The organism is Janthinobacterium sp. Ant5-2-1, assembly GCF_001445815.1.
GTDB lineage: Bacteria > Pseudomonadota > Gammaproteobacteria > Burkholderiales > Burkholderiaceae_D > Janthinobacterium > Janthinobacterium lividum_E.
Genome location: NZ_LNCE01000079.1, coordinates 1 through 8,807 on the forward strand (window position 1 = coordinate 1; position 8,807 = coordinate 8,807).

Consider the following 8,807-nt stretch of genomic DNA (forward strand, 5'->3'; position numbering starts at 1 on the left):
ATGTACGCGCCGGCCAGATTTTCGAGGAAATGTCGACGTCGGAATCGTTCGCCGAATTTCTGACCTTGCCGCTGTACGAGGAAATCTGATCCTGATCAAATAGATCAATAAAAAATCCCGGCGGTGCCTGATGGCGCCGCCGGGATTTTTCTTTTTGGAAAAAGAAGCTTAAAAGCTGTTCTTCCACATCCGTAGCGCGGCAAACGCTTCTACGGGCGAAGCATCGGTGGCCAGCTTGCCTTCCACCTTCAGGCTGGTCAGGATCGCCGGTTCGCGGTAGCGCAGGAAGGGATTCGTGGCCTTTTCAAGGGCAATGGTCGACGGCACGGTGGCTAAACCTTGCTGGCGCTTTTCCGTATCGATGGCGATGCGTTCCTGCAAGGCCACATTGCCCGGCTCGACGGCGTTGGCAAAGCGCAAATTGGACAAGGTGTACTCATGCGCGCAAAATACCTCGGTATCGTCGGGCAGGGCGGCCAGCTTGCCCAGCGAATCGGCCATCTGGCCCGGCGTGCCTTCGAACAGTCGGCCGCAGCCGCCCGCAAACAGGGTGTCGCCGGAAAACAGCCACGGCGCGCCGCTGCGCTCGTCGCGCTGGCGCACGTAGGCGATATGGCCCTTGGTATGGCCGGGCACGTCGATGACGCTCATCTGCAAGCCCAGCTCGGGCACGTGGGCGACATCGCCTTCGGCAAGCGGTTCCGTGATGGCTGTGATAGCCTCATTGCGCGGGCCGAAGACGGGGACGGCGAAATGCTGCAACAATTCAGGCACGCCACCCGTGTGGTCGGCGTGGTGATGCGTGAGTAAAATGGCGGACAAGGTCAACTGATGGGCTTGCAGCGCATCGAGGATGGGCGTCGCGTCGCCGGGGTCGACCACGGCGGCGTGGCGGCCGTCATGGATCAGCCACAGGTAATTGTCGGCAAAGGCGGGCACGGCAAGTACCGATAAAGCGTGTTCAGGGGAGTGTGTCATGAGCAAAAGAGAAAACTGAATGGACAGTGCGGCATCCAAAAAATCCATTATAGCGCTTGACGGCTGGCTGCAGACGCCGGCCGGTCTGTACGTGCGCGCCTGGGAGCAGCAATGCCTCGACAGCCTGACCGTCGACATCTTCGGTTTTAATGCCGTGCAGATCGGCTTGCCCCAGCTCGACGCGCTGGCCGCCAACCGCATGCCGAACAAATGGCTGCTCGATGCGCGCCTGCCTTTGCAGTTGCCGCAGGGTCGCCGCCCGACCCTCGTGTCGGCCTTCGACGAGCTGCCGTTCGACTCGCAAAGCCTGGACCTGGTGGTCTTGCCGCACGTACTCGAATTTGCCGCCGAGCCGCACCAGGTCTTGCGCGAAGTCGAGCGTGTGCTGATCCCGGAAGGGCGCGTGATTGTCTGCGGCTTTAATCCGGCCAGCCTGTGGGGCATGCGCCAGGGCCTGGGACGGGTCACGGGACGCCATTACCTGCCGCAGGCAGGCGAGCTGATCTCTATGCCGCGCATGAAAGACTGGTTAAAATTGCTCAACATGGGCGTCAGCCAAAGTTACTTCGGCTGCTACGCACCTGCCTGCAGGACAGAAAAATGGCTGCGCCGTAACGCCTTCATGGACAAGGCCGGTGCGCGCTGGTGGCCATATCTGGGCGCAGTGTATATAGTGCAGGCGATCAAGCGCGTCAAAGGGATGCGTTTGATCGGTCCGGCGTGGACCAAGAAACCGGCGACGGCGCCCGCAGGCGCACCGGTCACGAATAAAAGGCGGGAACAGCAAGATGGCTAAGTTTGAAGACAAGGTAGAGATTTACGCCGATGGCGCATGCAAGGGCAACCCCGGTACAGGCGGTTGGGGTGCGCTGATGGTGGCCGATGGCGCCAAGAAAGAAATTTATGGCGGGGAACTGAATACGACGAATAACCGCATGGAATTGAAGGCCGTGATCGAAGCCTTGACGGCGCTCAAACGTCCCTGCCAGGTGGTGCTGTATACCGATAGCCAGTATGTCCAGAAGGGCATCAGCGAATGGATCCACGGCTGGAAGGCGCGCGGCTGGAAAACGGCGGCCAAGGCACCCGTCAAGAACGTCGACCTGTGGCAGGCGCTCGACATCGCCCAGGCCGTGCACGAAGTGGAGTGGCGCTGGGTGCGCGGCCACAATGGCCATCCGGGCAACGAGCGGGCCGATCAACTGGCCAACCTGGGCGTGGAAACGGTACGTGCCTGAGAACTAAATTTCTGCCCTGCAGCAGCGGGCGGGACGTAACCGGAGGGCACAGGTTTGCTATACTGTGCCCTTCGCTTTTTGCTTTTAAGACTGAATTCACCATGCGTCAAATTGTTCTCGATACTGAAACCACCGGCCTGAACCCGCGCACGGGCGACCGCATCCTGGAGATCGGGGCGGTCGAGCTGAACAACCGCATGTTGACGGGGAATAATTTCCACCATTACATCAATCCGGAGCGCGATTCGGAAGAGGGCGCGTTGGCCGTCCACGGATTGACGACGGAATTCCTCAGCGACAAACCGAAATTCGCGGAAATCGCCGACGAGTTCCGTGCCTACATCGCCGGCGCCGAATTGATCATCCACAACGCCCCGTTCGACATCGGCTTCCTGAACGCGGAATTCAAGCGCCTGAACCTGCCACCAGTCCACGAGCAAGTGGTTGGCGTGATCGACACCCTGGTACAGGCGAAGGAAATGCATCCGGGCAAGCGCAACTCGCTGGACGCCCTGTGCGACCGCTACGGCGTCTCGAACGCCCACCGCAAGCTGCACGGCGCGCTGCTCGACTCGGAATTGCTGGCCGACGTCTACCTGGCCATGACGCGCGGGCAAAACAGCCTGAGCATGGAAGAAGAAGTGGAAGTGGCCGCGGACGGCGCCGTGCTGGAAATCGTGCCCCTGGCCGAAGTCATCTTCCAGAGCGCCACGGCCGACGAACTGGCCGCCCACGAAGCCACCATCGCCGGCCTCGACAAGGCCGCCAAAGGCCAGTGCATCTGGACCGCCGTCACGGCGCCCCCAGCGGCCGCCTGAGAAAAAAAGCCGGGCATGGCAAATTTCCTCTTGCCAGCCCTTGCAGATGCCGCAACACCTATGCGATAATTCGCCTCGCTTCGGGAGGTTAGCTCAGGGGTAGAGCACTGCATTCACACTGCAGGGGTCGCAAGTTCGAAACTTGCACTTCCCACCAAGAATTCGCAAGACATATTAAAGCCGACACATTATGTGGTCGGCTTTTTTATTGCGTGTGACCCATCCTGGAATAAGTCGACACTTTTTCGCGACAGAGAAGGAGTGTCCGGTGGAGCAAGGGTTTCGACGCAGTCAGCGAGATTACAGCCTGGCTTTGAAACTGAGCGTTGTGGCACAGGTGGAAAAAGGCACGCTGACGGCATGCCAATTCCTGTGTCCTTCCCGTGGGCGCGAGTTGCCTGGATCGCCGTTCGGGACATCGTCCTGATTCAGGCCGAGCCATCATGACGCAATATCGGCAGCGCTTGGCTGATGACCGATGGCGATATTGTCACAGGTCCGACGTTGCGCTCCCATCGGGAATGACCAGTACAAAATCGTAGCCCTGAATCATGCCTTGGACACTGCTGTCTCCGTTCGCCAGGGATTTAGCCGATCCCAACAAGGGGCGCACGTCGAACAATGACCATTCCTTATGCTCTTTCGCTGCGGCAAAGAAGGGCAATACGCCAGCCATGGCGGATTTGGTATCGACTTTTCCGATTTCTGTGGTAGCCGACGCGCGCCCAATGCCAGCAAATTGCGCCTGCTGGCCTTTGGAAGCCAGCACCAACACATGCAGCGATTTTTGTCCGCGGCCTTCCGCATATTCAGCCAAATAATTGCCGATCTCCCGGCTGCCGGCACCAAGCGGGTTATAACCTCGGAATACATGAATTGCGCCGGCTTTCAGCAGCATTCGCTGTGCGGGCGCAAGCGTCAAATGGCTGGTCACATACTGCTTCATTAGCCTGGCACGCTGTGTATTCGACGAATACCCTTGTCCCGGAGTCATGTTTTTAATATAAATGCTGCGGCTTTCAATCAAGGAATTTAACATCGCCAGGGCGGGCATTTCCTTGGGTGTTGTGAGCAGCTTCTGTAACGCGAATAATTCTTCTTCTTTGATTTTGACCATGAAAAGCTCTCTTGGGTCTCCGCTTTCCGACGCTCGGCGATAGTCGTCGCTTTCAAGCTTGCGAAAGGCCTCGACTTTTGATTTCGCCAAAGGACCAAGCGGTTGCGCCGCCATTTGGTCGAGCAAATATTTCGAAGCGCCCATGAGTTCCTGATCCATTCCCACTAATTGGAACGATGGTCCGGCGGCTTTAGCGATACGGGCCAGGAATTGCGCTTCATCCTGCCACTTGTAAAAAGCAGTAGCGACGGGATATGCCTGATTAAATGCTGCTATGCCAGCGACGCCAGTATTGGACTTCAATGTTTTTTCCAAAGCATCGGCAACAGCCGGCCCATTTTCGACAATAAGCGTCGTAAATCCTTGACTTGCCAATTCTTCAAAATATGCCGCCGAAAAATGCGCAATTTCTGCAATGCCATGGTCCTCACCGATGAGTACGAATTGGCTTTCCAGACCCGCGTCCATCAATGTTGCCGCGCCTGGACCAACCATCTTTCCATGATCGACTGCGATAGTCGTGCGAAGGGCGGCCAAGCGGTCTGGCAAAGATAGCGGCTTATCGGCCGACAATACAGGCATGGCCAAGCTGGCCAACATGGTAAAAATAATTATGGAACGAGGTTTTCGCATTGTTTTTCTTGAAAGTGTGTTCTGGTCGGCGATTTCAATCGCGGTGTATTTGGACGCAGGATGTAAAGCCTCCAGTGCAGGATGTGCTCCTTGTCTGGTAAGCAATCGCGATCGCGTTCAATAAGTATGCTATTTGGCAATCCTACGGTAAATCAGGCGACGCGACAACGATCCCGACACAGAGGGGGTGAATAATTTTGTGTCAACGGTCATTTGACGGGACATTGCCGCCAGCGTGCCGTAGCGAGCGGTGAGGGCGAAGCTGTTCATGCCGATAATTGCCGCGACAAGATGACTGTTCGGGGAGGCGGCCTGAATCGTCAGGATGCGCCTCCCGGCATCAATCCGGGAGGCGGCAATTGTTGCGTATGCTAATTGCCCACCGCCCGATCCGGGATGATCCATTGGAAATCCGTGAGGGTGAAGAGCGCCAGGCAGGAGCTCTTGGGGTTGAGCGAGGCGCGCAGGTTCGGGCACTTTGGATTTTGATAGCTGGCCACGCCTGGTGTCATGGCTTGCGAACTGGCTGGCCAGCCTGCGTTGGCGTGGCAGGTGTAGCAGCTGGTGCCGACCGGGTGCGTCACCAGTTCGATGTACGGGTTGGTGGCGACGGGGAGCAGATCCGGGTTGCCTTTTTCCGGGATGCCGTAGGCTTCCGTCAGCAGATAGTGTTTCCACGGTCCCCGGGCCTGGAGGCCGGCGGGACGGTTGGCGGCATAAGGCATGCTGTCCGGACGATCCGACCACCACACGCTTTGCAGTCCCCAGCTGGGAATTTCCTTGGTATTGATGTGCATGGCGACGGTGACCAGATAGTCGCCGGCGCCGAATGGCTGGCCGTTCAGCCAGTAGCTGGCGGCGTTGATGATGGCCTTGTCGGCTTCGTCGAAACTGGCCCAGTCGGCTTCGCTCACCTTGTGGTGGTAGAAGTCTTGCAAGCCATATACTTTGGCGGCTTTGGTGATGAGGGGCCATGGCGTGGTGGTATCGTGCTTGTACACGCCATGCAGGTAGCTGACCTTGGCCATCCGGCCGACCTGCTTGCCGTCCGGGTCGATGGCGACGGCCGTATGCCACTGTTCGTAGCCCGCATAACCGGTATATTTGGCGCTGAAGTCGTCGTGCCACACGGGCAAGGCGGTCAGGCCCCTGGCTTTCACGGGCCAATACATGTGCTTGGTCACGACATAGCTGGCTGGCGCATTCAGATTATGCACGCGCTTGGCCGGATCGTCCTTGCTGTACAGGGCGTCGAGCGTGCTTTGCTTGTAGACGGGCTGTTTCGGGTCGCGGATGAACGCGAGCGCTTCCTTGCTCAGCGATTCCGTCGCGATCATGATATCGCCGTTGAAGGCGAAGTGGATGCCGTCGCGGATGCTGATTTTGACTTTCCCTCCTTCCGTCGTGCGGACTATGGCGCCAGGATACGCCGCGATGACCTGTTCCGGGATGCGGTAAAACGGTGTGTTTTCCAGGTTGACGGGAGTCAATGTGCTCGCCCCCAGGCGACCCATGCGGCGTTTGGCTGGCTTCACGTCCGCCGTGGCGGTTGCCGCAGTGCCGGTCACTGCCGCCGTGTCGGCGAACGCGTCAGTGCCGTTGGGCCAGGTGTACCAGACTGGCCAGTCCAGGCTGGCGGCCGGCTGCATGATGCCGGCCCACAACCGCCAGCCGTGCGCCCGCACGACGGCGTTGTCGCCTGTCTTGACCGCCGTTTGCAGCGCGCGGGTTTCTGCCGGTTCCAGATAGCCATAGCCCTTGGGGAAGGGCTGGTAGGCGGGCGTGCCGGCGGCCGCGGTGGCGCAGAACAGGACGGCGAGGCTGGCGGACACTAACTTGGGAGCGGACATGAATGCACCTGTTTAAGTTTAGTTATTGAAAGACATAGTATCCGCAAATAATTGATGAAATCTCAATAATTGTCACTGCAGATTGCCCTGGCGAACGACACCGTGTATGGTCTCGCAAGCCCGGCGCCTGGCGGGTATCGCCGAGCGTCTGATTGCCTCACCTGAATGATATACACATGAAAAACACCAACAAGGCCACCTTGACCGGGCTGGGCGCCATTTTGCTGTGGAGCGCCATTATCGGGCTGATCCGCAGTGTCAGCGACCTGCTGGGGCCCACCGGCGGGGCAGCGATGATGTACAGCGTGGCGTCGGTGTTCCTGCTGTTGTCCGTCGGCTATACGAGGCTGAGCGAGTTTCCGCGGCGCTACCTGCTTTGGGGCAGCGTGCTGTTCGTCACCTATGAGCTGTGCCTGGCTCTGTCGATCGGCTATGCCAGCACGGCGCGCCAAGCCATCGAGGTGGGCATGGTCAATTACCTGTGGCCGACCTTCACCATTGTCGCGGCCATCCTGTTCAACGGGCAAAAGAGCAATTTATTGATCGTGCCGGGCTTCCTGCTGTCCGTCGCCGGCATCTGCTGGGTGCTGGGCGGCGAGCAGGGCGTTGACCTGGCCGGCACCGTGGCCAATGTGCGCGGCAATCCGCTCAGCTATGGCCTGGCCTTTGCGGGCGCGTTGATCTGGGCCGCGTATTGCACGGTGACGGCGCGCCTCGCGCAGGGCAAGAACGGCGTGACCCTGTTCTTCATCCTCGTTTCCATCAGCTTGTGGATCAAATACTGGCTGCAAGGGGGCGGCAACATGGCGTTTACTGCCGAGGCCATCATCTATCTGGTCCTGGCCGCCGGTGCCATGGCCTTTGGCTACGCCGCGTGGAACGTGGGTATTCTTCACGGCAATGTCACGATTCTGGCTGGCGCCTCGTATTTCATCCCCGTGCTGTCTGCCGCGCTGTCGTCGCTGCTGCTGCGCACGCCGCTGTCGCTGGCTTTCTGGCAAGGCGCGGCGATGGTGTGCGGCGGCGCCATCCTGTGCTGGCTGGCGACGCGCGCCAGACGCATCAAACCGGTCAGCAACTAAGACCGCGCCGCCAGCCGCTAATGCGACAGTACCGAATCGCGCGGCCTGTGCCCGAGGTAAGGCAGCAAGCTGATGAGGCCAAGTATGGCCAGCGCGACACCGACCCACAGCGGCGAGCGCAAGCCGTAGCCGCCGGCGATGCCGAGGCCGCCGAGCCATGAGCCGGCGCCCAGGCCGATGTTGATGACCGAGGTATGGACGGTGTTGACCAGCGGCCCCGGATGGGCGGTCTTCATCACACGGGCGATGATGGCGGGATTCATCGACATGCCGACCAGGCCCGTGACGACCAGCAGGGCAACGCTGATGGTCTTGTCGTGCGCAAAGACGGCGAACAGCGCCAGGCTGATGCTCAGAATGACCATGCCCCAGGCCATGATGACGGTGGTGTAGCGGTCCGCATAACGGCCGACCACGCCATTGCCCACTACATTGGCGACGCCGTAGACGCCCAGCAGCCAGGGGATAGCGGACGCCGGAAAACCGGTAACTTCCGTCAGGATGGCCGCGAAGTAGCTGAATGCCGCGAAAATCGCTCCGATGATGAGGCCGCTGCTGGCGTACGCCGCCCACAGGTGGCGGTTGCGGAATTCGCCCAGTTCCTTGCCGAGGCTGACGACTTCGGATGGTTTTGAGGGCGGCACCAGTGCGCTGATGAGCGCCAGGCACATCAGCGCGAGCAGCACCACCAGCCAGAAGCTGGCGCGCCATCCCAGGTGCTGGTCGATGAGCGTGGCGACCGGCACGCCCACCACAGAAGCGAGCATGAGGCCGCCGATCACGACGGCGGCGGCGCGTCCGCGCGCGTTGGGGCTGACGATATCGGCGCAGATCGCCAGGGACAGGCCAAAGCAGGTGGCGGCGGCCACGCCCGTGACCACCCGCGCGGCGGCCAGGATGTCATAGCTGGTGGCGGAGGCGGCGACGGATTGGGCCAGGACATAAAAGCCCAGCAGCCACAGCAGCCCCTGCTTGTTCGGCACGCGCAGCTTGAGCAGGACGATGGTGCTCAGCGGCCCGCCGATGACCATGCCCATGGCGTAGAGGGAGATCAGATAGCCGATCCGTGTCACCGGTTCGTCCATGGCCAG

At 59.9% G+C, this 8,807-nt stretch carries 10 protein-coding genes and 1 tRNA gene; 5 read left to right on the forward strand and 6 right to left on the reverse strand.

Going from position 1 to position 8,807, the window contains the following annotated elements; translation table 11 throughout:
- Together ASN89_RS29570 and gloB are read right to left on the reverse strand one after the other, a co-directional pair.
- Positions 1-187, reverse strand: a 187-nt coding sequence (locus tag ASN89_RS29570; RefSeq protein ID WP_235502049.1) for a hypothetical protein, incomplete at its 3' end; no start/stop codon positions are given.
- A complete protein-coding gene (gene gloB / locus ASN89_RS23230; RefSeq protein ID WP_058050927.1) occupies positions 169-978 on the reverse strand; it encodes a hydroxyacylglutathione hydrolase in 810 nt (269 codons plus the stop codon). The genes ASN89_RS29570 and gloB, both read right to left, overlap by 19 nt.
- Before the next feature lie 19 nt (positions 979-997).
- Between gloB and ASN89_RS23235 the strand changes: the two genes are divergently transcribed.
- From ASN89_RS23235 to ASN89_RS23250, 4 genes are all read left to right on the forward strand, one after another.
- Positions 998-1,774, forward strand: coding sequence for a class I SAM-dependent methyltransferase (locus ASN89_RS23235; protein ID WP_058050928.1), 777 nt, complete (start codon positions 998-1,000; stop codon positions 1,772-1,774).
- On the forward strand, positions 1,767-2,216 hold the full coding sequence (gene rnhA / locus ASN89_RS23240) for a ribonuclease HI (RefSeq protein ID WP_058050929.1): 450 nt from the start codon (positions 1,767-1,769) through the stop codon (positions 2,214-2,216). Before ASN89_RS23235 ends, rnhA begins: the two co-directional genes overlap by 8 nt.
- A gap of 101 nt (positions 2,217-2,317) precedes the next feature.
- Positions 2,318-3,034, forward strand: coding sequence for a DNA polymerase III subunit epsilon (gene dnaQ / locus ASN89_RS23245; RefSeq protein WP_058050930.1), 717 nt, complete (start codon positions 2,318-2,320; stop codon positions 3,032-3,034).
- Between the two features lie 82 nt (positions 3,035-3,116).
- Positions 3,117-3,191 (forward strand) — tRNA-Val (locus ASN89_RS23250).
- Positions 3,192-3,524: 333 nt separating this feature from the next.
- On the opposite strand, the gene ASN89_RS23255 is transcribed toward ASN89_RS23250, so the two are convergent.
- Genes ASN89_RS23255 through ASN89_RS23260 form a run of 3 tightly spaced genes read right to left on the reverse strand, consistent with a single transcriptional unit; the run spans position 3,525 to position 6,634 of the window.
- The gene (locus ASN89_RS23255) at positions 3,525-4,889 is read right to left on the reverse strand and encodes a hypothetical protein (RefSeq protein ID WP_152988663.1); all 1,365 of its coding nucleotides are present in this window, start codon (positions 4,887-4,889) and stop codon (positions 3,525-3,527) included.
- 24 nt (positions 4,890-4,913) lie between these two features.
- Positions 4,914-5,189 carry a hypothetical protein gene (locus tag ASN89_RS28795; RefSeq protein ID WP_152988664.1) on the reverse strand — a complete coding sequence of 92 codons (276 nt, stop codon included), beginning with the start codon at positions 5,187-5,189 and terminating at the stop codon, positions 4,914-4,916.
- Complete coding sequence (locus ASN89_RS23260) at positions 5,156-6,634, reverse strand: hypothetical protein (RefSeq protein ID WP_058050932.1); 1,479 nt, start codon at positions 6,632-6,634, stop codon at positions 5,156-5,158. The genes ASN89_RS28795 and ASN89_RS23260 overlap by 34 nt, the downstream gene beginning before the upstream one ends.
- Before the next feature lie 176 nt (positions 6,635-6,810).
- On the opposite strand from ASN89_RS23260, the gene yddG reads away from it, so the two are divergent.
- The gene (gene yddG, locus ASN89_RS23265; RefSeq protein ID WP_058050933.1) at positions 6,811-7,716 is read left to right on the forward strand and encodes an aromatic amino acid DMT transporter YddG; all 906 of its coding nucleotides are present in this window, start codon (positions 6,811-6,813) and stop codon (positions 7,714-7,716) included.
- Between the two features lie 17 nt (positions 7,717-7,733).
- Here yddG and ASN89_RS23270 read toward each other — a convergent pair.
- On the reverse strand, positions 7,734-8,807 hold a 1,074-nt coding region (locus ASN89_RS23270), incomplete at its 5' end, for an MFS transporter (protein ID WP_058050934.1).